We start from the raw sequence: 24,489 nt of genomic DNA, 5'->3' as shown, positions 1-24,489 counted from the left end.
ACTTACCTGAGAGTACCTAGTCGCGCGCCACACCGGCCGAAACCGGGCTGCGACGCGGCCCACCTCCCACCTTCTATTAGGGTCACCGTCTGATGACTCCTACTCCCCGACAGCTGACCGCCCGCACCTGGGCGGTGATTGCCGCTGCCGCCGGACTCGTCGCCATCGTCGCCGCCGTGCTGACACCGCTGCTGCCGGTCACCACGCGGACCGCGACCATCGATTGGCCGAGCCGCGACGTGTCGGCCGCGGCCGGCGCGTCGGTGACCGCACCCCTGGTCGCGGCAACCCCCGCGGGTCTCGACGTCACCGTCGGCTGCCCCACCCTGGCCCGGGCCGCCCGATCCGGCTCGCCGACGGTCGTGCTGTCGACGATGCCGACATCCGGCGCCGATGCGACGAACAAGGCACTGTCCGTGACCGCCGGTCCGGACGGGGCCACGGTCACATTGCGAGGTAAGGAGCTCGTGCACCTCCCCCGCGCCGACCTGGCATCGTGCGACCGGCTGGTGGTGCGCGCATCGTTCTCGGCGATCTCGGCCCGTTTCATCGGAGCGGGTCGTGCGGGGACCGCGGACCCGTACCAGCGGCCTCAGGTCTCGGGCATCTTCACCGACCTCGATCCGGGCGCCGTGCAGCGGGCGGCCGGGTCGGACGGTCTGGCCGTCCACGTCGACGTCGACAACCGGTTCGACACCAGCCCGTCGCTCATCAAACTGCTCGTGATGATCGTCGGCGTCCTCGCCGTCATCGTCACGTTCGTCGCCATCGCCGGCGTCGACGTCGCCAACGGCTACCACCGACGGGTCGGCCGGGTGAGACTGCGACGCCTGTTCGCACCACGGGTCGCCGACGTCGCGGTGACCGCCGCGCTGGTGATCTGGCACTTCCTCGGTGCGGGTACGTCCGACGACGGCTACATCCTGGCCATGGGACGCAACGCGTCGGATGCCGGATACCTCGCGAACTACTACCGGTTCTTCGGCATCCCCGAGGCGCCGTTCGACTGGTACTACAGCTTCCTGGCCCACTGGGAGTCGATCTCCACGGCGGGCGTCTGGATGCGGCTGCCCGCCCTGATCGCCGGGCTCGTCAGCTGGTTCATCCTCAGCCGCGTGCTCTTGCCGCGGCTCGGTGGCGCGGTGCGCCGATCCCAGTGGGCCATGCTCACCGCCGCCGCCGTGTTCGTCGCCTTCTGGATGCCGCTGGCCAGCGGATTGCGCAGCGAGGGCATCGTCGTGCTCGGATCGCTGCTCACCTGGTGGGGCGTCGAACAGGCGGTCGCCACGCGGCGCATGCTGCCGGCGGCAGGTGCTGCCCTCGCGGCCGGACTCACCCTCGCCGTCGCACCGCACGGCCTGATCGCGGTGGCGCTGTTGCTCGCAGGTTCGCGGCCGATGCTGCGGACCGTCCGGAAACGCCGGGGCGAGAACGGAGTCCTTCCGTTGATCGCGCCCGTCGGCGCCGCCGTCGCGTTCGTGGTGATCGTCGTCTTCCGTGATCAGACACTGGCCGGGGTGGCCGAGGCGATCCGCGTCCGGTACACGGTGGGGCCGACGCTGGACTGGTATCAGGAACTGCTGCGCTACTACTACCTGTCCCTGACCACGCAGGACGGCTCACTGGTGCGCCGGGTCCCGTTGCTGCTGTTGCTGGCCGCGGTGTTCGTCACGTTGGCGGTGATGCTGCGGCGCAAGCATATTCGCGGGGTCGACCCGGGGCCGGTGTGGCGGGTGATCGGCGCGATCCTGCTCACCGTGCTGTTGCTGTCGTTCACGCCGACGAAGTGGACGGTGCAGTTCGGCATCTATGCCGGTGTGGGCGCCGCGATGGCCGCGGTGGCGACCGTGGCCGTCGCGCAGTCGGCGCGCCGGTCCCCACGCAACCTCTGGATGTACATCGCGGTGCTGATGTTCGCGTGCGCCCTGGCGGCCGCCGGCGAGAACGCGTGGGGCTGGGCCTACGACTTCGGCATCTCGTGGTTCGACAAGGCGCCCAGCCTCGCCGGGACGCCCCTGTCGTCGATCTTCCTGGTGCTCACCGTTCTTGCGCTCGCCGTGGCCCTGTGGTTCCACCTGCGCATCGACGCCGACGCCGACAACGGGGTGGTGCGCGACGACCGGACTCCGGTGTCCCGCACCCAGACCGCGATTGCGTCGTCGCCCATGCTGGTGATCGCGTTGCTGGTGGTGGTCGTGGAGCTGGCACTGTTCGCGAAGGCTGCCGTGGCACGATCGGACACGTACACCACGTTCAGTGCGAACATGCACGCGCTCGCCGGCGACACCTGCGGCATGGCCGACGACGTCCTCGTCGAGGAAGACCCGAATCGCGGTGCACTGCAACCGATCGGCACCGACGACATCTCGCGTGCCCTCGCGGGTGAGTCCACCGGGTTCGGCCCCGATGGGGTCGCGGGTGACCTGACGCCGGACCCCACCTCGCTCGGCGCGGGCACGATCAACACCTCCGGCGACCTGTCCCGCCCGTTCGTCGTGACGGGCGGACCCCCCGGGACCACGGGTGGGCTGGGACCGGTCGGTGTCAACGGGAGCCGGGCCGCACTGCCCTTCGGTCTGCGACCCGAGGACACCCCGGTGCTGGGAACCTACGGTCACGACAACGGCACCGCCGAACTCACGTCGATGTGGTACCGGCTGCCGGACCGGTCGTCGTCGCCGCTGCTGGTGATCACCGCTGCGGGGCCGGTGTTCTCGGTCGACGAGGACGGATTGGCGAGGGCCGGCCGCTCGCTGCGGGTGCAGTTCGGGCGGACCGACGGCGATTCCGGCGAGTTCCGCGAGGTCGGTGCCCCGTACGTGCCGATCGATCCCGGACCCGAACGGCCCAACCGTCCGTGGCGCAATCTGCGGATTCCGATGTCGGCGGTACCGCAGGGCGCCACCGCGATGCGGATCGTCGCGGTGGACAACAACGTGAGTCCCGACCAGTGGCTGGCGTTCACGCCGCCCCGCGCGCCCGTCCTGCGCAGCCTGCAGGACGTGGTGGGCTCGACGACGCCGGTGCTGCTGGATCTCTCGGTCGGCAGCCAGTTCCCGTGCCAACATCCCATGAGCACCCACGCCGGCGTGAGCGAAATACCACAGTGGCGCATCGTGCCCGACCAGACGACCACCAACTCGAAGTCGAAGACCTGGCAGGCCTCGATCAACGGTGGAATCCTCACCACCGCCGAGGCGCTGACCCGCGCATCGACGATGGCGACCTACCTCGACAACGACTGGTACCGGGATTGGGGTGGTCTGCAACGGCTGTCGCCGATCGCGCCGGACGCCAGGCCCGCGCACGTGACGACCGGAACCTCGACGACGTGGGGCTGGACCCGGCCCGGAGCGATCAGGGTGGTGCCGCAGAATGACTGACCCGGACAAAGAAACGCCCACGAGGCGGGCCACACCGAGTGACCGGACGATCCGGATCGCGAAGATCGTGGCCGTGGTGGCCGGCGCGCTCGGGGTGCTGCTGGCCCTCGCGTCACCGTTTTTGCCGGTGACCTACACGAAGACCGAACTGCAATGGCCACAGGCGAACACCATCGAGAACGTCGCCGCGCCGAACGTCTCGTATGTGCCGGTGTCCATGGACGTCTCGGTACCGTGCGCCCTGGCCGCCGACCTGCCGTCCGGCGGTGGTGTGTTGTTGTCCACGGTGCCCGAGAACGGTGCCGAGGCGAGCACCGTCGGACTGTTCGTGCGGGCCACCTCGGACCGCCTGCTCGTCACCCAACGCAACGCCGTCCTGCTCAACGTCCCGCGCGCCGAGGCGCAGCAGAACCCGGACTGCCGGATCGCAATTCAGTCCGACACCACCGGAACCCGCGGAGCGGTGGACGGTTTCGTCCCGAGCGGGGGTGATCCCCAGCGGTTCTCACTCGACGACCCCAATGCGCGCCCGCAGATCATCGGCGTCTACACCGACCTGCCGTCGAGCGCGTCCACGGCGGGCCTGTCGTTCCGGTCGACCGTCGACACGCGTTTCAGTTCCAGCCCGACCCTGCTGAAGGGGGCGGCGCTCATCATCGGTGTGCTGCTGACCGTGGCGTCGATGATCGCTCTGGCCGTTCTCGACTCCCGCGACGGCCGCCGCCTCGGAGTGGGTCTGCCGGCGCGATGGTGGCGGCCGACCCCGCTCGATCTGGTGATCACCGCCGTGCTGGTCGTGTGGCTGTTCGTGGGTGGTAACACCGCCGACGACGGCTACCAGGTCACCGTCGGACGTGTCGCCCCCGACGCAGGTTATCTGGACAATTACTACCGGTACTTCGGTGCGCCCCAGGACCCGTTCGGCTGGCACTACCGTTATCTGGCCCTCTGGATGCAGGTCAGCACCGCGACCCCGTGGCTGCGCCTGCTGCCGCTGCTGTTCGCACTTGCCGGCTGGTTCCTGATCAGTCGGTTCGCCATCCCGCGTCTCGGCCAGGCGGTTCGGACCTCCCGCGCCGCGATGTGGGCGGCCGGGCTGGGTTTCCTCGCCGTCTGGTTGCCGTTCAACAACGGTCTGCGGGTGGAACCCGCACTCAGCGTGGGCATCCTGCTCACGTGGATTCTGGTGGAACGGACGGTGGCCACCGGACGGTTCTTCCCGTTGACCCTGGCGATCCTGTCGGCGACGCTGACCCTGACGATCCACCCGGCCGGCGCCATCGCGGTCCTCCCGCTCCTGGCCGCCGTGCGACCTCTGCTGCGGCGGCTGCGCAGGCGGCGTCGACGGGACGGTCTGCTGCCGTTGCTCATGCCGATACTCGCGGCCGGCCTGGCGATCCTGTTCGAGATCTTCGCCGACCAGCCGCTCGCGACCATTCTCGAAGGCATCAAGGTGCAGGGCATCGTCGGACCCACCAACAAATGGTGGACCGAGGGCATGCGCTACTACATCCTGCTCAACCCCACCCCGGACGGTTCGATCGCCCGGCGCATCGGCATCTTCGTCACCTTCCTCGCGGCCCTCATCATCGTGCTCACCCTGCTGAGCAAGCGACGCGTCCCGGGTGTCGCGTCGGCGCCGCTGTGGCGGCTGCTCACCGTCGCGGGGGGTGCGGTGGCCGTGCTGGCGTTCGTGCCGACCAAGGCCACTCACCAGCTCGGCGCATTCGCCTGTCTCACCGGCGTATTGGCCGCCGCGGCCACCGTGTTCCTGCGGCCGACCGTGATGCAGCGGCGCTGCAATCGGACCTTCGTCGCCGCTGCGGCAGCCTATGCCCTCGCGGTCGCGTTCGCCGGTCGCAACCAATGGTGGTACGTGGGCAGCTACGGAATCCCCTGGGCCGACGACACTCCGAACGTCGCCGGGATCGAGCTCTACATCCCGATCGTGCTCGTCGCCGTGGCACTGACCCTGCTGGGGGCGTGGCAGTACTACCGTGACGACCGACTCGCCGAACGCGGCGAAGCGCCGACAACGGTGCAGACCCGCAGCGTGATCCAACGGATGCCGACCTACTCGTTGGCGATCATCTCCGCCGTCGTCTTGCTGTTCACCTTTGTGTCCTTCGCGAAGGCGTATCAGACGCAACGTGATTCGTGGTCGTGGACGGGCTCGAACATCGACGCGATGCGCGGGCAGCCCTGTGCGCTGGCCGACGCGGTGATGGTGGAGGCCGACCCGAACGTGGGCGTACTCACCGCCGCCGACGTCGCCGGACAGCGCAATCCGTCGCCGGGCGCCGCCATCGCCGGCACGGGTATGACCGGTTTCGATCCGAACGGTGTCTCCACACATCTGGAGAGCGAGTCCAATCCGGACGAGCAGAACAACGAGATCGACCGAACCCAGACGGATCCGTCGACCGCGCAATCCGAACCGAGCGGCTCGGCGGGCTCGGCCGACACGGGTGGTGGCACAACCACCACGCGCGGGGTCAACGGTTCCTCGGTGCGGCTGCCGTTCGGTCTCGACCAGAACCGCGTCCCGGTGCTCGGTACTTACGGAACACCCACCGGCCGTGGCCATCTGACCTCGGACTGGTATCAGCTGCCGCCGCGGACCGATGACGCACCGCTGGTGACGATGTCGGTGGCCGGGAGCATCGAGTACATCGACGAGCTGGCCGTCACCCATCCGGGACAGAAGTTGCGACTCCAGTTCGGTCGCGTCGAACCGGATGGCCAGGTCACCACCGTGGCGTCGATGATGCCGCTCGACATCGGCAACGATCCGGAATGGCGCAACCTGAGATTCCCCCTCGACCAGGCCCCGCCCCGGGCATCGGTGGTGCGCATCGTCGCCGACGATACGTCGGGTGATCCGGCGCAGTGGCTGGCCGTGACGCCGCCGCGGGTGACACCGCTGGTGACGTTGAACTCGTTGGTGGGTAGCGATGATCCGGTGCTGCTCGACTGGGAGGTGGCCTTCGCATTCCCCTGCCAGCGGCCCGCCTCGGTGGTCGACGGGGTGTTCGAGACCCCGCAGTGGCGGATCACCCCGGACGCCGAAGGCGAGCGGGTCAATTCGCGTCGGTGGATGGCCGGCGACTACGGCGGCCCGCTCGGCATCGTGGAGAACGAACTCCGTCCGATCGTGCTGCCGTCCTACCTCCGCAACGACTGGGCGAAGGACTGGGGCAGTCTGCAACGACTCACCCCGCTCAAGCCTCAGGTCGACGCAGAGCTGGTGACCAGCGACGACGTCCACGGCGGCCTCTGGACGCCGGGCCCGATGCGGGCGATCAAGAACTGACCATCCACCGCCGGTGCACGCCGACGGCGGATGAGCCCGTCGGACATTAAGGTGTCGTCATGCCGACCTACGTGTACCGGTGCGACGAGGACTGTGCGGACTTCACCGAGCAGCACCCGATGGCCGCCATCCCGGACGACGCCACCTGCCCGGACTGCGGCCACGATGCGCGGCGCGTGATCGGCGCGCCGGCGCTGGGCGTGGGTGCGACCAGCGCGATGCACTTGCACGACGCGACCCGGGCGACCGCGGACACACCACAGGTCGTGTCGAACGTTCCAGGTAGAGCCCGGCGGGCCACGCCGGTCTCCTCGAACCCCTTGCATCGCACCCTGCCCAGACCCTGAGCAGGGCTACTGTGTCGGTGTGGCCAGGTCCTCCCGGCGCAAGCTCGCCGACTATCCGCATCCCCATGTGGCCGTCGACATCGCTGTGCTGACGGTGGAGAACGGCTCGTTGCGAGTCGTCGTCCAGCGTGATGACAGCGGGGCTCCGGCACTACCGGGCAGGTTCATCCGCGAGGGCAACACCGTGGAACAGACGGTGGACGAGGTGCTGGCACTCAAGCTTGGATTGTCGGCGGAGGTTCGGCCACAGCTGCTCGCGGTGTTCAGCAAACCCGATCGCGATCCGCGAGGGTGGACTATCTCGATAGCCCATGCGGTGGCTCAACCCGTCGAGGCGTTGGCGGACGTGCGCGGCGAACTCACCCCGGTCACCGTGGACGGGAAACTGGAGACGGGCGAGCATCTGCTCTACGACCACGACGACATGCTCACAGCCGCGGTCGACGGATTGAGGGCCCGGTACGAGGACCGGCCGGACCCGGACGGGCTGGTTCGTCCGCCGTTCACTCTGACAGACCTCCGGGAGACCCACGAGGCGGTGCTCGGACGGAAACTGATGCGCGATTCGTTCAACCGCCGCGTCGAGCCACTGCTGCTGGTGGAGACCGACGGGGACGGCTCTCCCGTCACCCGTGTCGGTGGTGGTCGTCCGGCACGGCTCTTTAGGCGTCCCGCCGACGCATCGAGTTTCGGGTGGAGGCTACCGACCGTCGGCGGCGACTGACGGAAACGACTGTGTAGGCGCAACCCTCGTGGGGATGTGCGTAGGCGACCGCCGGTCGAGGAGCGAGCGATGCGTTGCCAGTCGGTCCCTGTGGTGCGTGACCACTTCGCTCCCTGTGGATTCTCGCGAGGAACGAGGGAAGCGTGACCGCCCGGTTCCCTGTGGATCAGCGCGAGGACGCGATGCGTTAACCACCTCGCTCACTGAGCCTGAGGAGCTTCGCGAGGAACGAGCGCGTCGCCACCCGCTCCCTGAGCGCTGGGGAGCGTCGCGAGGAACGAGAGAAGTCACCACCCGCTCTGAGGAACGAGCGAAGCGTGACCACCCGCTCCCTGAGGAGCATCGCGAGGAACGAGCGAAGCGTGACCACCCGCTCCCTGAGGAGCATCGCGAGGAACGAGCGAAGCGTCACGAAGGGGAAGCCCCACCGAATGGGACCGGAGTCTGTGCTCCGGTCCCATCCGACGTTCGCGTGCAACTCATTGCCGCGCGTGCGTCGCGATCAGGCGGCGGGCGGGGTCAGCACACCGTCGATCAGGTAGACGGTCGCGTTGGCGGTCTTCACGCCACCGCAGACGACTCCGGCCTCGTTGACCTTCCAATCGTCGCCCGAGCCGGTCACGGTGACGCTCTGACCCTCGAGAGTCTTGTGCTCGCCTTCGATGGCATCAGGAGCGACCTGCCCTGAAACCACGTGGTAGGTAAGGATATCGGTGAGCATCTTGGAATCGGTCTTGAGGGTGTCCACGGTCTCGGCGGGAAGCTTCGCGAATGCGTCGTCGGTGGGCGCGAACACGGTGTACTCGCCATTGTTGAGCGTATCCACCAGATTCACATCAGGATTGAGCTGGCCCGAGATTGCTTGGGTCAACGTCTTGAGCATCGGGTTCGCCGCGGCGGCAGTGGCCACCGGCGCAGTCGCCATGCCGTCGACCGATGCGGGTCCGGTCGGATTCGCCTCCGCGTAGGCCGCACATCCTGGTCCGACCAGACCGGACGCAGTGGCAGAACCGCTTTCGGAGGCCATACTGCTCATCGGCGCCATACTCGTGGCCGATGAGGTCGAGTCGGAGCTGTCATCCGAGGAGCAGCCGGCCACGAGCCCGACAGTCAGGGCGACACCTGACGCCACGGTCAAGACACGATGAATTCGCTTGAGAGCCATGATCGATCCAATCTGTGGTTGACACCCACCGCGTGGCGGGTCACTGAGGCATTCGGTGTGCGGGTGGCCCCGGATTGGTCCCGATTGTCCGAGTCCTCTGACCTGTGGTTTCGTCGGGTGCCGAAACTTCGACCAATCCGCAGGCTTCCACGCACCGAACCCTTGTCGAGATCACCGATGTCAACCCCGGCCGGTGTGGGAGGAGACCGACCATGCGTGCACTCGAGACGAACCTGCGCGCACTGGCATCCGGCCTGGTCGCCGTGTTGGCCGGGATGGCCGTCGGTGAGCTTGTCGCACTGCCGATCTCGCCCTTCGCGTCGCCGTATCAAGCAGTCGCGGCATTTCTCGTCGACCACGCGCCCGCGTGGGCACGGGAGTGGGCCATCGACACGTTCGGCACTGCTGACAAGACTGCCCTGATGGCCGGCGTGGGCGCGGTCCTGCTGGTGCTGGCCGCCCTCGCCGGCATTGTCCAGACCCGGCGACCACCGTGGGGCGTCGCGTTCGTCGTACTCTTCGCGGGCGTCGGCATTCTCGCCGAGCTCACCCGGCCCACCGCAGAGCCCTCATTCGTACTGCCCCCGCTGCTGGCCGGTGTCGTTGCGGGCGCCGTCCTGATCGTGCTGTGCCGAAACGCGAGGCCGCAGACCGCAGGTGCGGCCACCGGATGGAACCGGCGACAGTTCATCGCGGCCACCGGACTACTCGCAGCCGCCTCGGCGGCCTCCGGGCTGATCGCTCGACGACTGTCGCGCTCGGGCGATGTTCTCGCCGAGCGACGTGACGTGGTGCTTCCCACGCCGGCGTCGGCAGCGTCACCGATCCCGGCCGGCGCCGACATCAACATCGACGGGGCCACATCCTTCGTCACCGACACCGCGACGTTCTATCGCATCGACACCGCGTTGCAGGTTCCGCGGCTGAGCAGCCGGGACTGGCGACTGCGCATCCACGGGATGGTCGACCGGGAGATCACGCTGAGCTGGGACGACCTGCAGGATATGGCGGCCATCGAACGCATCATCACGCTGACCTGCGTGTCCAACGAGGTCGGGGGTGACCTCGCCGGAAACGCTCGCTGGATCGGCTTCCCGATGGCCGACATCCTGGCCCGCGTCGGTGTGCACAACGACGCGGACATGCTGTTGTCCACGAGTGTTGACGGCTGGACGTCGGGCACGCCGCTCGCCGCGATCACCGACGGACGCGACGCAATGCTCGCCGTCGGGATGAATGGTGAGCCGTTGCCGCTCGAGCACGGTTACCCGGTCCGTCAGGTCATCCCGGGGCTCTACGGGTTCGTGTCCGCTTGCAAGTGGGTGACCGACTGGGAGATAACGCGATTCGACCGCGCTCAGGCGTACTGGACGCAGCGTGGCTGGGGTGTTCGCGCGCCCATCAAGACGGCGTCGCGCATCGATCGCCCCGCCCCACTCTCGCGGCAGGCGCCGGGTCGTGTGGTGGTCGCCGGCACGGCGTGGGCCCAGCACCGCGGTATCAGCAAGGTCGAGGTACGCGTTGACGACGGGCCTTGGCAGCAAGCGCAACTCGCGCCGCAGTACTCGATCGACACCTGGCGACAATGGATCTGGAACTGGGATGCGACACCGGGACAGCACACGCTGTACTGCCGTGCCACCGACGCGGCAGGTCGCCCCCAGCCCGAGGTGCGGGTGGCGCCGATCCCCGACGGCGCGACCGGATGGCACAGCCGGGTGATCAGGATCGATGCCGAGTAAGGCGTGTCCAACCACCCCGGGCTCGGGGGGCCTGCGAGCTTGCCGGCGCGACCACCTGTTCCCCCGGGGAGCCTGCGAGCTTGCCGGCGCGACCACCTGTTCCCCCGGCGAGCCGCCGAGCTTGCCGGCACCATCCGCTCCCTGAGGAGCCTGCGAGCTTGCCGGCGCGACCACCTGTTCCCCCGGTGAGCCGCCGAGCTTGCGAGCGCCACCATCCGCTCCCTGAGGAGCCTCCGAGCTTGCGAGGGCCACCATCCGCTCCCTGAGGAGCCTCCGAGCTTGCGAGGATGCGTCACGAAGGGCGGCCCTTCGTGACGCTCGCAAGCTCGCTCCTCAGGGACCGGGGGCGCTCGCAAGCTCGCTCCTCAGGGACCGGGGGCTCTCGCAAGCTCGCTCCTCAGGGACCGGGGGGCTCTCGCAAGCTCGCTCCTCAGGGCCGGGAGCTCTCGCACGATCGCTCCTCAGGGACCGGGGGAGCCGGGGCGGGGTTGCGCGAGAAGCGTTGCGGGCCTCGTTGAGTCGAGCTCCTCGCTCAGGCGGATCGGCCCGGTGGCAATGCCTGTCGCGGTGTGAGATTCGCCAGCAGCCATCGATAGATCTCCTCGTTGTTCAACAACGTGAAGTGATGAGCCCCGCCGAGGTCGAGGCCATCGGAGAACCGTAGCCCGAGACGGGTGCGAGTCGGTGCGCCCTGCCCACTCGGTGTCAGGACGAGGCCGTCGCCGATCAGCCGGCCGATCGGATTGTTCGGATTGCGGGTGAGGGTCGCCGTGACGAACAGGTGGCGGGCAGTGGGGAGCAGGGGAACGTCGGCGCCGGGCGGTTGTGGCCACGCGTCGGGTTCCCGGTCGGCCCAGTCCTCCGGCGTGAGATTGCCGTGGAAGAGATCGCGCACCCCCGCGCTACGCCGGCGGAGCAGATTGCTGATCGGACGGGTCGCCGACGATGACCGCAGCACCGACGACAGGGCGTGCACCCCGCGCTCGAGGGGCGCCCCGAGGTGCGGTGTACCGAGGTAGGCGGTCTCGGTCACGAGCGCGGGCCAGTAGTCGCCGTGCTGGGTGGCGAAGTGGCAGCCGCTGCGGATGACGAGACCGCCCATGGAATGACCGACCAAGGTCATGCGGGTGACCGGGGTCGGCCAGAGCAGCACCAGATCGGTCAGCAGGTCGGCGAGATCGCGACCGTTGTCGCTGATGTGGCGGCCGGTGTTGTAGCGGATCTGCACCTCGGTGGCGGCGATGTCGGTGGACAGCCGGTCCCCATACGTCGGTCTGCCGCCGATCGCCCATGCGCGCTCGGACTCCATCAGCCCGTGCAGAAAGACGACGAGATGACCGGTCGCGGCGGGAAAGGCACGCTCCAGAGATCGGGTACCGATCGAGATGGGTGCACCGTTCACCCGGATCGACATGTCGGTGGCGAGTGGCGATCGGTCGGCGGCGAGTTCGTCGCCGATCAATCCGTTGAGAATCCCGAGCAGCGCGGCACCACGGGGTGTCTGTGAGAGTGCGCGGTCCGACGGCGGCAAGCGGTCCGCGATCGATTCCGCGGTGTCCAGCAGGGCTCCGAGAGATTGGTAGGTGCCCTCGCTCACGGCGTCGTGCACCATGCGCGGTGACTCGATCGTCGGGCCGAGAATCGGCCGCAATGCCCCGAAGATGCCGGTGGAGACGGAGCGGTGCATGCTGCTCAGGCCATGGATCGCGTCCCGCAGCTCGGCGAGGGCGAGATGCGTCAGAGCGCCGAGTTCGTCGGCGTCGGCTGATGCTGCCACGGTTTTGAGTGTACGCATGTACACCCACCGTGTCCCGTCAACGGGGAGCGAGAGTAAGTGCGGCCCGCAGTTGACCGAACCGGAACAGGGCCGACGCATCGATCGACTCCTGATACCGAACGACGACCTCTGCGGCGAAATCGTCCACCCGCTCGCCGGGGATGCGCGCCGTCCACGCCGTCGCCCCGACGGCGAACCACTGCGTGAAGTCTTCGGTTGAGTCGAACTGCCACTGCAGGTCATCGATGCGGATGTCCGTCACGGTGAATCCCGCCTGTTCGGCGGATGCGCGGAACCGATCCGGGTCGACGTGGATGTACGGCGGGTCGAAATCCCTGAAGCACGCCCGCCACGCCGGGCTCGCCGCGACCTCCATCGCGAGGTCCTCGATGCTCGGTCGGTCGGTCGCGCACACCACCTGGATCACCGCGCGGCCACCGTCGTCGAGACTGTGGGCAATCTGTGCCAGCGCTGCGGTCTGATCGATCACCCAATGCAGGGCATTGAAGGACACCGCGATGTCGAAATCGCGATCGAACGGGAGCGACAGTGCGTCATCGACGTGGAACTGCACACGCAACATGTCCGAGGGCACGCGGGCGAGCGCCGCATCGATCATCCGCCGCGACGCGTCGACCCCGACCACCGTGCCGCGCGGCAGTCGCTCGGCCAGCAGCACGGTGATGAAACCATCGCCACATCCGACGTCGAGCAGACGCTCGTCACCGGCGAGGTCGATGTCTCGGATCGACGCCTCGGCGACCATGCGCTGCAACCCGCTGACGTCGGCGTATCGTTCACCATCCCAGTCGACCATCGCAGACCTCCGTGGGCTGACGATACGCCGATCGGGCGGACCTCAGGTGCGAACGTCGGGCGGGCCCTTCGTGACGCATCGCTCGTTCCCTTCGTGACGCTCGCAGGCTCGCTCCTCAGGGCGGCGCCTCGCGAGGCTCCTCAGGGGCCGGGTGGGGACGTTTTGTTCGTTTCTGGTGAGGCTGCTTGGGGGCGATCGTTGGGCGGGCCCTTCGTGACGCATCGCTCGTTCCCTTCGTGACGCTCGCAGGCTCGCTCCTCAGGGCGGCGCCTCGCGAGGCTCCTCAGGGGCCGGGTGGGGACGCTTCGCTCGTTCCCTTCGTGACGCTCGCAGGCTCGCTCCTCAGGGCGGCGCCTCGCGAGGCTCCTCAGGGACCGGGTGGGGACGTTCTGTTCGTTCCTCGCGAGGTTCCTCGGAGACCGGGTGGGGTGGGGACGGCCTGGGTCTCCATCTACTGGTCGGGTCAGGACGCAGTCACGGCGGCCGGCGCCCGGCCGAACACCATCGAATCCTCGATGTTGTCGGTGTAGTGGTCGATGGCGTCGCGGTAGTAGTTGTGGCGGACCTTCCACTTGCCGTGCGTCCCGGACTTCGGCAGGGCCTCGGGGCTGCGTTCCACATACCCGGCCTTCAGATCCCACACCGGCTGCGCCGCCATCGACACCTCGCCCAGATGCGGGTAGGCGTGTGTATAGCCGTGTGAGCGCATGTATTTGACCAGCTTCGCGACGGCGCGGGCAGTCATGTCGGCGCGTAGCGTCCACGACGCGTTGGTGTAGCCGACCGACCAGGCCAGGTTCGGGACATCTTCGAGCAGATGGTTCTTGAAGACGAACCGATCATGCGGCTTGACCTCGGCATCGTCGACGCGGATGGTGATGCCGCCGAAGGCCAGGAGCTGCAGTCCGGTCGCGGTGACGATCACGTCGGCGTCGAGATGCCGGCCGGATTTCACCGCGACACCGGTGGCGTCGATGTGATCGATGTGGTCGGTCACCATCTCGACCGACCCGTCGGTGATCGCCTGGAACAGGTCGGCGTCGGGGACCATGCACATCCGCTGATCCCATGGGTTGTAGTGCGGATTGAAGTGCACATCGATCGGGTAGTCGTCGGGCAGCTCTTTGCGCACCCCGGCGGTCACGAACTTCCGTCCCATCGTCGGGAACCGGTGCACCGCATGGACCAGAGCGGCTGTCTGGGCTGCGTACCGCGTCCGGATGACCTGATGAGCGGCCTTGGCGGGCAGCACCTTCCGGATCAGTGGGTTGAGTCGCTGCTTCTGTTTCATCGAGACGATGTAGGACGGCGACCGCTGCAGCATCGTGACGTGGGCGGCCCGTTCGGTTAGCGACGGGATGAGACTGACCGCGGTCGCGCCGCTGCCGATGACCACGATGCGTTTGCCGGTGAAGTCGAGATCTTCCGGCCATTTCTGGGGATGCACGACGGTGCCGGTGAAGTCGTCGATGCCGGCGAAGTGCGGCGTGTACGGCTCGTCGTAGTCGTAGTACCCGGTGGCGAAATAGACGAACCGGCCCCGGTAGGTCTGCTCGGTCCCGTCGGCGGTCGCGGTGACCGTCCAGCTGTCGGTCCCCGAGTCCCAGTCCGCGCTTCGCACGTGATGTCCGAACCGGATGTGTTCGTCGATGCCGTACTTCTCGGCGGTCTCGGCCAGATAGTTCCGGATGTCCCCTCCCTGGGCCAGGGCCTCCGGCCGATGCCACGGCTCGAACGGGAAACTGAGGGTGAAGATGTCACTGTCGGACCGGATGCCGGGATAGCGGAACAGGTCCCAGGTCCCGCCGATCCGCTCCCGGCGTTCCAGTATCACGTACCGCAGAGACGGATTCTCCTGGCGCAGTCGGTAAGCGGCGTCGATGCCGGACAGCCCTGCGCCGAGGATGATGACGTCGTGGAACGCCTCTGAGCCGTCCGCGTCCGCGGCGCTGCCGTGAGCTGTGCCTGCCGTGTTCTCATCCATCGGAACCTCCTCGTCGAGACCTCTCGATCACCCACGTGCGCAACGATCCTCGTGATCGCCGATCTCTGTTGCACGCGGTGAACCGCTGCCGTCACCGTAGTTCGTCGAACCCCACCTGTACGGGGAATCGGCGCACGCCCGGTGCGCACCCGGGCGTGCGCCGATCCCCGCTGTCCTGCGGCGCTGTCATGCGGCCCCGACCGCCGCAAGACAGCGACAGCACCATCGGTGCCGGCAAAAGTGCGACATCGATGTTGCATGTACGCTATGCCTGTGACGCTCGCCACGCAAGCACGCGCAGACGTGGAACGGAATCGCACCGCGATCATCGAGGGTGCGATCACGCTCCTCGGGCAGTCGCCCAACGCGTCGATGCAGCAGATCGCCGAGGCGGCCGGGGTCAATCGGGCCACTCTGTACCGGCATTTCACGAATCGTGAGCAACTGTTGACCGCCCTGCACGCCGAAGCGTTGGCGGACTCGGCCGCGTTGGCCCTCCGGCTGCCGACCGAGGGGCCGGTGGTGCCGGCGCTGAGGTCCTACCTCGACGACGCCATCACCATCGGGGAGCGCTATCGGTTCATCCTGATGTATCGACGCACCGACCCGACCCTGTTCGAACTCGAGGCCAGGGCCTCGGCCCCGGTCGTCCGGGCGATCCGTCGGGGACAGGCGCAGGGGGAGATCGACGACCGCCTCGACCCCGTGTTCGCGGCCGCGCAGGTCACGATGCTGGTCATCGGCGTCGTGGGCCTGGTCGAACGCGGTGCCACCACGCTCGACGACGCGCGGTCGCAGGCGCAGATCACCTTTCAGAACATCGTCACGGCGGTCGACAGCATTCGGGCGTGACCGGACCGACATCATGCAACACTTGTTGTCAGATCGCACCGCGATCACCCGCACCGCGACACCCACAGCCCAGGGAAGATCTCATGCGTGAAGAGAAAGTCACCTACTGCCGGATCTGCGAGCCGCTCTGCGGGATGATCGCGACCGTCGAGGACGACCGGCTCGTCGGACTCCGCCCGGACAAGCAGCATCCGTTGTCGCAGGGCTTCGCCTGCCCCAAGGGCATCGCGTTCACCGAGATCGTGAACGATCCCGATCGTGTGCTGCGCCCGCTGCGCAAGCGAGGAGACGGCGAGTTCGACGAGGTGTCGTGGGAGGAGGCTCTCAGCGACATCGGCGAGCGACTGGTCGACGTGCATCGACGTCACGGCAGTTCGGGCATCGGCTGGTATATCGGCAACCCCGCCACCTTCTCGACCGGGCACACCCTCTGGGCAGGCGTGTTCATGAGCCTTCTCGGCACGCCGCACGTGTACTCGGCCGGGTCGCAGGACGTCAACAACCGCTTCGTGGCCAGTCATTTCCTCTACGGCAATCCGGTCGCGGCGCCGATCCCGGACATCAACCGCGTGCAGCTGCTGGTCATCATCGGCGCCAATCCGGTTGTCTCCCATGGCAGCGTGATGAGCTCACCGCGGATTCGGGAGGGACTGAACGAGATCACCGCCCGTGGCGGTCGTGTCCTCGTGGTCGATCCGCGTCGCACCGAGACCGCGCGCGAGCACGAATGGCTGCCGATCGTCCCGGACACCGACGCGTTCTTTCTGCTGTCGCTGCTGCATGTGATGTTCGACGAAGGGCTCGTCGATGTGGACCGGCTCAATCGCCGGGCCCGCGGCGTGGACAGCCTGGCGCGCATCGTCGCCGGGTATGCACCGGAGTCGACGGCAGAGATCACCGATGTACCGGCCGACGTCGCCCGCGACCTGGCCCGCTCGCTGGTCCACACCGAACGGGCCGCCGTGTATGGCCGCGTCGGTACCTCGCTCGGGCGGACGGGGACACTCACCACCGCGCTGCTGGACATGGTCAACCTGGTCGCCGGCAACCTCGACGTCGTCGGCGGATCGATGTTCGGCGATCTGGGCATCCCGGGTCAACGCCTCGGCGTCGCCGCGCTGCAGCGGGTGTCGCGATTCGCGTGGGGTGCCCGGCGGAGTCGCATCGGCAACCTCCCCCAGGTGCTGGGTACCGCGCCGGCGTCGGTGATGGCGAAGGAGATCACCACTGCTGGTCGCGGACAACTCCGCGCGTTGTTCGTCGGTGCCGGCAACCCCGTGCTGTCGGTACCCAACGGTCCGGAGCTCAGCGCTGCACTCGACGACCTCGATCTCCTGGTCTCCCTGGACATCTATCGCAATGAGACCAACGCCCACGCCGACTACATCCTCCCGGCCACCACCATGTACGAACGCGGCGACTTCCTGCTGCCGTTCCAGGCACTGTTCACCACACCGTTCAAACAGGCGACCGATCCGGTGATCACACCACGCGGCGAGGCCCGCGAGGAATGGACGGTCGTCAACGAACTGATCGCGGCCCTGTCGCGACGTTCTGTGCTGGTGGGTGGTCTGCACCTGATGAACCGCGTGTCCGCCGGTCTCGGCAGGCTGTGGAACCCGCAGCGGCTGTCGGACCTGGTGATCCGGATGGGCGCCGGAGGCGACCGATTCGGTCTGCGTCGCGGCGGTCTCACCTATCGACGCCTCGTGAACGACCAGCCGCACGGCGTCGTCGTCGCGGACGGGCTGGAACCTGGCCGCCTGCGCAACACGGTCACCTATCGCGACCGCCGGGTTCACCTCGACGAGCCCGAGCTGCTCGCCGAGATCGACCGACTCGCGACTCCCGGTGATGCGCGACTACCGTTGCGACTCATCGGCATGCGGGAGATCCGCTCGGAGAACAGCTGGCAGCACAACGCGCCGATGCTGCTGCGCGGGGGTCGGCTGCACGCGGCGCGCATGCACCCCGACGACGCGCGCGACCGAGGCATCGGCGAGGGCGACCTGGTGGCCGTGCGGTCCGCGCACGGCGCGATCGAGCTGCCCGTCTCCCTCACCGACGACATCAAGCGCGGCGTCGTCGCCATCCCGCATGGCTGGGGACACAACGGAACCGGCGGCTGGACCCGCGCCAACGCCGCCGCGGCCAACGAGCTGGGCAGCGGCGGCGTCAACGTCAACGAGCTGATCTCATCGAATCCGGCGGACCTGGAACGCCTGGCCGGGATGGCCAACATGACCGGGGTGCCGATCGAGGTGTCGGCGCTCGACCCGGTCGACGTCGCCCCGCGCGGCCACGCGGAGGTCTCGACGAGCTGAGCGCGTCCGACAGCGTTCCGTCAGTTCCACTCGGCCGGGTCGGGGCCGTCGTAGATCGCCGCCATGGTGGTCTGTCCGTCCAGCGCCTCACGGATGATGTCGGCGTGACCGGAATGATGGGCGGTCTCACGAAGCTTGTGCAACAACATCTTCCGGATCGACCACCACTCCCGCTCCGGCTGCCAGGGCGCGGTCATCTGAGGGATCAGTTCGTCGAGGCTGCCGACGTTCGCGACGTACTCGTCGAGCGCCGCCGCCGCCCGGTCGTACTCGGCCAGCCAGTCCGCCACGGTCTCGTCGTCGGTCAGATCGTAGGCGTGCGCCGCCTGGGCCATGTCGAACTCGGCCGTCTCGTCTCGCTCGATGAGTTCGCTGAGCGTGCCCTGTTCACCGACGGCGAGATGCTTGAGGAGTCCCCCGAGGGTCAGTTCACTCACCGTCGTGCGCTGCCGCGCCTGCTCTTCGGTGATTCCTTGCAGCGTCACCTTGAACAGCGCTCGCTGATCGGCGAGCAGGATGAGCAGGTCCTCCTTCTCTCCACTGACGGTGAAGGGCAGTGCGACGGGGGTGTAGGTGCCGGCCATGATCGTCCCTCTCGTTGTTCGTGCTGGTGATGACGACGCTATTGCCAATTGCGGACAGCTTCGGTCCGCTTTCTCAACGTTCTCTGTTCTTCCTTCGCACCACCCACGCGGCGACCTCGGTGCGGTTGGAGAACCCGAGTTTGGTGAGCATGCTGCGCACGTGGGCTTCGACGGTCCGCTCCGACAGGAACAGCCGGTCGGCGATGTCGCGGTTCGACAACCCGTCGGCGACGAGGGCGGCAACCTCGTTCTCTCGCTTGGACAACGGGTTCGGCGATGATCCGTTGCTCGAAGGGCCTGCACCCAGCGTGCACAGCAGATCCGTCGCGGCACGCAGATGCCCGGGGAGGTCGAGCCGCCGGCATTCATCCGCGGCGCTGCGTGCGAGCTCGACCGCCTGGTCGAGGTCACCGCGGTTGCCACCCTCGGCCAGCGCGGTTGCCAGACCCAGTCGACTCAACGCGACGTAGGGGCGTGACCCGATTCGCGTGTTCATGGTGATCGCCTGCCGATACAGCGCGATGGCCTCGTCGCGTCGGCCGGCGACCCGGGCCAGATCCGCGAGCACCCGGGCAAACGCCCCGGGACTGGCCACACCCCCGCCCGGACCGTAATTGTCGCGCAGGTATGCGAGATGGTCGAACACCTTGGCGGCGGTCACGGCGTCGTCCAACAACACAGCACCGTAACCGATCTGAACCAGCAGCGGCACCCAGCGAGGTCCACGGGCGTCGGTGTCCGGGACGTGGCGGAACTCCTCGAACGCGGCAGTGGCCTCGTCGTGTTCACCGGCGATCGCCAGCATCACGGGCAGGAACACCCGCGCGAGCTGGATCTGTTGGGCTGCGTGGATCATCCGGCGGGTGGTCGCGAGATCGTCGACCTGCCCGCGGAGGATGTACACCTGCGAGGTGAACGCGTCGGAGATCCCCCGTAGCGACGAGTCGTCCATCACGACGCCGAGCGCCGCCGACGCCTCGTTGTGTACGAGCGCCGTGGCGATGTCCCCGCGGAGGAGATCCAGCACGGCCCTGACCCTAAGCGCATGCCACTGGGCCAGCCGGAGGTGGTGTCGTGCTGCGGTCCGATCCAGCTCGGCCAGCGAGCGTTCGACCAACCCGATGTTCCCCGTGCCGAAACCGGCGTCGGCCATCCAGACGTGCCCCCACATGGTCGCCAGTGGCTGGGTGGATCGGTCGGCGAGGCCGATTGCCCTGCGTGCGAGTTCTTCTCGCTCACGTTCACGCCCGCATGACGCCAATGCCAGGTGCCGGGCCGCGATGGCGTCCAGCAGTGCATCGGGATCGGCGCTATGCTCAGCGATCTCCAGTGCCGATTCGGACAACCGTGCCTGTGTCTGGTTGTCCTCACGTTCGGCCGCAGCCATGGCGCGCTGAGCCAACAGTCGGGCTCGCCGGGCGGTGTCGGCGTCGGGCACGATGTCCAGGGCCCGGCGGCACAGATCGTCGACCACACTCATGACCTCGGCGGAACCGATTCCGCTGACGACCAGGGCCGACTCCGCCAACGTGCTGTGATCGCCGGCGATCTCTGCGAGATCTGCTGCGCCGCAGCTGTAGTCGAGGCTGATTGCGATGCGACCGGCGGCGAACTCGGCTCGCGCGGTGTCGAGCATCAGGCGTCGTCGGCGGCCATCGCGGTCGTCAGGTGTGACGTCCAGTGCAATGGAGCGGAAATCCGCGGCTTCGTCGTAGGCGTGTGACTTCCATGCGGTGTCGGCGGCACGTTCGGCCCACCGGGCGCAGTCGCCGGCGTGCGTGGGGATTCCGGCGCGCTGCCAGTGCGTGGCGATTAACCCGGCTATCTCGTCGGTGTCATCGCGCTCGGCGAGCGCGCGTGCGGCAGCCGCGTGGAGCGTCCGACGTTCCATCTCACCGATGTCGCCGTGGATCGCGTCGCGCACGAGTGCATGCGTGAACGCGAGATGGCCGGGGGTGGAGAGGATTATCCCGGCAGCAGCGGCTTCGTCGATCGCGGTGGCGCACGCGTGCGCAGGGCGATCCAGCATCCGAGTGATCACGGTCGGGTCGAGGTGCTCGCCGAGTACTGCTGCGGCGGAGAGCACTTCACGTGTCGACGGTTCGAGCGGGCGCAGGATTCCGCGCGTCAGCTGCCTGACCTGGGACCGGGACGAGAAGTCCGGCAACGACGATGTACCGCCGGTCCGGATCGACTCGATGATCAGGCGCACGAGCAGGGGGTTGCCATCGGTCCCGTCGTGGACATGGGCGACGAGTCGGTCGGAGATGTCGGCGGATCCGATCGCCTCGCTCAGCCATCGACGCACCTCGGCCCGAGCGAGCCCGGCCAGCGGAATCGACAGCGCGCTCGGCGCCCGTTGCAGCTCCGACAGCACCTCGGCCGCTCGATCCCCGGCGGCTCCGGCGGGATCCCGGACAGTTACGAGCACGAGTAGTCGGGTGCCCGTCAGATCGGCGACGAGATGGCGCAACAGCAGCAGCGAGGTGCGGTCTGCCCAGTGCAGATCCTCCAGGACGATGACCAGCCCGCGGGGTGCTGCCTCGACGCGCACCACATCAGCGGCCGTCTCGAGGAACTCGAACCGAGAAGCGCCGGTCGACGCCCGATCGGTCTGCCCGTCCAGAACGGCACGCAACCCGTCGACGTCGCGGGCCACCCGCCGCCAGGGCCACAGCGCCGGCATCCCGTCGTCGTCGACCGCGCGTCCCCGGGCGATCGGGATCGCGAGGTCGGACACGATGTCGGTGACCACATCGGTCAGCCGGGTCTTCCCGATCCCGGCGGGTCCGGAGATCACCGCGATGCGCCCGCGCCCCTGTCCGGCGGCGAGGACGGCACCACGCAGCTGCGCCACCTCGTGCGCACGACCGACGAACGGTGCCTCCACGTAGCGAGTATGGACCGCCGAATGCGTACTCGACTACGTGCTGGCACTGATTCGTCGCGGCCCCGTTCGGACACAGACTTGACGCGCACCATCACCTGACCCCGCCGGAGCGGTGCGCCGGACCACCGAGGAGCGACATCATGTACATCCAACTGACCTACTTCGACGGCCCGCGTACACCCGAACAGGTCGCCGCTTCAGAGTTCGCCGAGCAGCATCGGATCGCGCCTGCGGCGATGGCGGTACCGGGCGTGCGCTCGGCCTACGTGTGCCGCGGCGCCGACGGCACCGAGGTCGTGGTCTCGATGGCCGACAGCGAGGAGGCGCTGCTCGAGGCCACCAAGGCGATCATGGCGACCGACCCGCTGCCGGACGAGGACCCCGCGCTGTTGAAGGGACCCGATCGCGTCGAGATCCTGCCCGTCTCCGCCGTGTACGAAGCGGCTGCCGCGCCGGCGACGACGTAGCCATGCATTGGCAACGAGGTGGCCGCGCGTCGGCGCCTCGCGACAGGGTTGGCCGCGCTTCTTCCCGATCCCTGAGGAGGCCCGGAGCGCTAGCGAAGGGCCGTCACGAAGGGCTTCGTGACGGCGCAGGGCTCTTACCCTCCTCCCGATCCCTGAGGAGGCCCGGAGCGCTAGCGAAGGGCCGTCACGAAGGGTCGGCCCTTCGTGACGCATCGCTCGTGCCCTTCGTGACGCTCGCAGGCTCGCTCCTCAGGGCGACGCCTCGCGAGGCTCCTCAGGGAGCGGGAGGTGACGCATCGCTCGTTCCGTTCGTGACGCTCGCAGGCTCGCTCCTCAGGGCGGCGCCTCAAGGACCGGTGTGGTGGTGGCATTGGTATTGCGCGACTCGCTCCCCAAGGACCCGGTTGTGACGCTCGAGCCCGTCACCTCCTGCCCGAGCGGCGAGGGGCGTCAGTCCTGTTTGCGCAGGATGAACCGCTGGATCTTGCCGCTCGGGGTCTTGGGCAGTGCGTCGACGAAGTGCACAGTTCGCGGATAGGCGTGGGCGGCAAAGCCGGTCTTGACCAGCTGCTGAAGCTCACGCTCGAGGTCGTCGGTGCCGTCGACGCCGTCGGCGAGCACCACGAACGCCTCGAGCACCTCGCCGCGCAGCTGGTCGGGCCGGCCGACAACCGCCACATCGACCACGGACGGATGGGTGATCAGTACGCTCTCCACGTCGAACGGCCCGATGCGATAGCCGGCCATGATGATCACGTCGTCGTCGCGGGCCGAGAAGTAGAAGCGGCCGTCGGAGTCCATGCGCCCGGTGTCGCCGGTCAGGTACCAGGCACGATCCTCGGTGAACCGCGCCGCGGTCTTGTCCGGGGCGTCGAGGTAGCCGTCGAAGAACATCAGCGGGCTCTTCGCGACGTCGATGGCGATCTGACCGTCGACGATCCCGGTCGCGAAACCGGGCATCGGCTTGCCCATCGATCCGGGGACCAGGGGCTCGGCCACATCGGGATGCCAGTGGTTGTTGATGAACATGCCGTGCTCGGTCTGGCCGTAGTGGTCGCGGACCTCGGTGCCGAGAGTGGCGCGCGCCCACTCGATGACATCGGGTGTGAGCGGCTCGCCCGCCGACGACGCCCGGCGCAGAGACAGTCCGGTGAACGACGGGTCCTTGGACAACGACCGGTAGACCGTCGGTGCGGCGGCGAAGTTCGTGACCCCGAGCTCGCGCATGATCCGCGCGGTCAGCTCGGGCGAGAAACCGGAGTGCAGCAACAGGTTTCGACGTCCGATCGCCAGCGGGCCGAGGATGCCGTAGTACAGGCCGTACGCCCAGCCCGGATCGGCCGCATTCCAGAAGACGTCGTCGGCGGAGACGTCGAGGCCGTAATGCATGTAGCAGTGGAAGGCGGCCAGTGCCCGCACCGGCACCGGCACGCCTTTCGGGGCGCCGGTGGTCCCACTCGTGAACAGCAGGATGAGCGCGCCGTCGCCCCCGACGCTCGACGACTCGACGAGGGGCTCGTGGTCGGCGACCAGCGCATCGAACTGCTCACCGGCCACGACGGTCGTGATGTCGTCGATGCCCTCCAGTTTGGCGGCCTGACTCGGCTCGGTGATCACCACCCGCGCCTTCCCGGCGGTCACGCGCATCTCGATGGCGGGTGTCGCGAACGCGGTGAACAACGGGATGTACACCGCACCGAGTCGCGCGATCGCGAGCAGCGACACGACCAGTTCGGCGCGCTTGCCCATCAGCACGCCGACCGTGTCGCCGCTACCGACACCCATCTCGGCCAACGCGGACGCGAACCGCTTCGAGGCGTCGGCCAACTCCCCGTAGGTCAGGTCGACGGTCACCAGATCGTCGCCGTCGACGTCGATCGTGGTGAAGGCGACCGCAGCCGGATCGTGCCGGTCCACCAAGAGCTTGGCGGCGTTCGCCTGGTCGTCGCCGTAGATCGCGAGCCACTCGGCGAGCGTCTCGGTGACGGGGGTGTCGTCGGCGGGGGTGTGGTCGGCGGGGGTGTGGTCGGCGGGGGTGTGGTCGGCAGGGGTGGGAGCGGTCTGCGTCATCGTGAGGGACCTTCAGTGCTGTCGGCGGAACGCGCGGCCCGGGCCGGACC

Annotated in this window: 15 protein-coding genes; 8 read left to right on the top strand and 7 right to left on the bottom strand. The window is 68.1% G+C overall.

Annotated features, from left to right (window positions below; all coding sequences use genetic code 11):
• Nucleotides 1–92 precede the first annotated feature (92 nt).
• From AC4AMJ_RS23885 to AC4AMJ_RS23870, 4 genes are read left to right on the top strand one after another with little or no spacing between them, the layout of a single operon-like run.
• Nucleotides 93–3,383 (top strand): arabinosyltransferase domain-containing protein, encoded by a 3,291-nt coding sequence (locus AC4AMJ_RS23885; protein WP_489915143.1) that lies wholly within the window; start codon nucleotides 93–95, stop codon nucleotides 3,381–3,383.
• Nucleotides 3,376–6,696, top strand: coding sequence for an arabinosyltransferase domain-containing protein (locus AC4AMJ_RS23880; protein WP_489915141.1), 3,321 nt, complete (start codon nucleotides 3,376–3,378; stop codon nucleotides 6,694–6,696). The genes AC4AMJ_RS23885 and AC4AMJ_RS23880 overlap by 8 nt, the downstream gene beginning before the upstream one ends.
• A 59-nt stretch (nucleotides 6,697–6,755) precedes the next feature.
• Nucleotides 6,756–7,043 (top strand): FmdB family zinc ribbon protein, encoded by a 288-nt coding sequence (locus AC4AMJ_RS23875; protein WP_489898683.1) that lies wholly within the window; start codon nucleotides 6,756–6,758, stop codon nucleotides 7,041–7,043.
• A gap of 19 nt (nucleotides 7,044–7,062) precedes the next feature.
• Nucleotides 7,063–7,767 carry an NUDIX hydrolase gene (locus tag AC4AMJ_RS23870; protein WP_489915139.1) on the top strand — a complete coding sequence of 235 codons (705 nt, stop codon included), beginning with the start codon at nucleotides 7,063–7,065 and terminating at the stop codon, nucleotides 7,765–7,767.
• A 502-nt stretch (nucleotides 7,768–8,269) separates the two neighbouring features.
• Here the strand turns inward: AC4AMJ_RS23870 and AC4AMJ_RS23865 are convergent.
• Complete coding sequence (locus AC4AMJ_RS23865) at nucleotides 8,270–8,932, bottom strand: fasciclin domain-containing protein (protein WP_489898685.1); 663 nt, start codon at nucleotides 8,930–8,932, stop codon at nucleotides 8,270–8,272.
• Nucleotides 8,933–9,144: 212 nt separating this feature from the next.
• Here AC4AMJ_RS23865 and AC4AMJ_RS23860 point away from each other — a divergent pair, with 212 nt between their 5' ends.
• A complete protein-coding gene (locus AC4AMJ_RS23860; protein WP_489915137.1) occupies nucleotides 9,145–10,674 on the top strand; it encodes a molybdopterin-dependent oxidoreductase in 1,530 nt (509 codons plus the stop codon).
• Nucleotides 10,675–11,206: 532 nt separating this feature from the next.
• Here the strand turns inward: AC4AMJ_RS23860 and AC4AMJ_RS23855 are convergent.
• From AC4AMJ_RS23855 to AC4AMJ_RS23845, 3 genes are all read right to left on the bottom strand, one after another.
• The gene (locus AC4AMJ_RS23855) at nucleotides 11,207–12,469 is read right to left on the bottom strand and encodes a PGAP1-like alpha/beta domain-containing protein (RefSeq protein ID WP_489915135.1); all 1,263 of its coding nucleotides are present in this window, start codon (nucleotides 12,467–12,469) and stop codon (nucleotides 11,207–11,209) included.
• Between the two features lie 19 nt (nucleotides 12,470–12,488).
• Nucleotides 12,489–13,268 carry a class I SAM-dependent methyltransferase gene (locus AC4AMJ_RS23850; RefSeq protein WP_489915133.1) on the bottom strand — a complete coding sequence of 260 codons (780 nt, stop codon included), beginning with the start codon at nucleotides 13,266–13,268 and terminating at the stop codon, nucleotides 12,489–12,491.
• Between the two features lie 463 nt (nucleotides 13,269–13,731).
• Entirely contained in the window at nucleotides 13,732–15,252 is a 1,521-nt protein-coding gene (locus AC4AMJ_RS23845) for a flavin-containing monooxygenase (protein WP_489915131.1), read from the bottom strand.
• Nucleotides 15,253–15,519: 267 nt separating this feature from the next.
• Here AC4AMJ_RS23845 and AC4AMJ_RS23840 point away from each other — a divergent pair, with 267 nt between their 5' ends.
• The gene (locus tag AC4AMJ_RS23840; RefSeq protein WP_489915129.1) at nucleotides 15,520–16,104 is read left to right on the top strand and encodes a TetR/AcrR family transcriptional regulator; all 585 of its coding nucleotides are present in this window, start codon (nucleotides 15,520–15,522) and stop codon (nucleotides 16,102–16,104) included.
• Between the two features lie 83 nt (nucleotides 16,105–16,187).
• Nucleotides 16,188–18,428 (top strand): molybdopterin-containing oxidoreductase family protein, encoded by a 2,241-nt coding sequence (locus AC4AMJ_RS23835; protein ID WP_489915127.1) that lies wholly within the window; start codon nucleotides 16,188–16,190, stop codon nucleotides 18,426–18,428.
• A 20-nt stretch (nucleotides 18,429–18,448) separates the two neighbouring features.
• Here AC4AMJ_RS23835 and AC4AMJ_RS23830 read toward each other — a convergent pair whose 3' ends face one another.
• Nucleotides 18,449–19,012, bottom strand: coding sequence for a DinB family protein (locus tag AC4AMJ_RS23830; protein ID WP_489915125.1), 564 nt, complete (start codon nucleotides 19,010–19,012; stop codon nucleotides 18,449–18,451).
• Between the two features lie 73 nt (nucleotides 19,013–19,085).
• Nucleotides 19,086–21,902: a helix-turn-helix transcriptional regulator gene (locus tag AC4AMJ_RS23825; protein WP_489915123.1), complete on the bottom strand. Its 2,817-nt coding sequence runs from the start codon at nucleotides 21,900–21,902 to the stop codon at nucleotides 19,086–19,088.
• A gap of 140 nt (nucleotides 21,903–22,042) precedes the next feature.
• Between AC4AMJ_RS23825 and AC4AMJ_RS23820 the strand changes: the two genes are divergently transcribed.
• Nucleotides 22,043–22,369: a hypothetical protein gene (locus AC4AMJ_RS23820; RefSeq protein ID WP_489898694.1), complete on the top strand. Its 327-nt coding sequence runs from the start codon at nucleotides 22,043–22,045 to the stop codon at nucleotides 22,367–22,369.
• Between the two features lie 450 nt (nucleotides 22,370–22,819).
• On the opposite strand, the gene AC4AMJ_RS23815 is transcribed toward AC4AMJ_RS23820, so the two are convergent.
• Entirely contained in the window at nucleotides 22,820–24,439 is a 1,620-nt protein-coding gene (locus tag AC4AMJ_RS23815) for an AMP-binding protein (protein ID WP_489915121.1), read from the bottom strand.
• Between the last annotated feature and the right edge of the window lie 50 nt (nucleotides 24,440–24,489).

The organism is Gordonia sp. LMA484 (assembly GCF_058129505.1).
The sequence above is the reverse complement of the archived record's forward strand: the minus strand, read 5'-3'. Positions and strand labels throughout refer to the sequence as shown.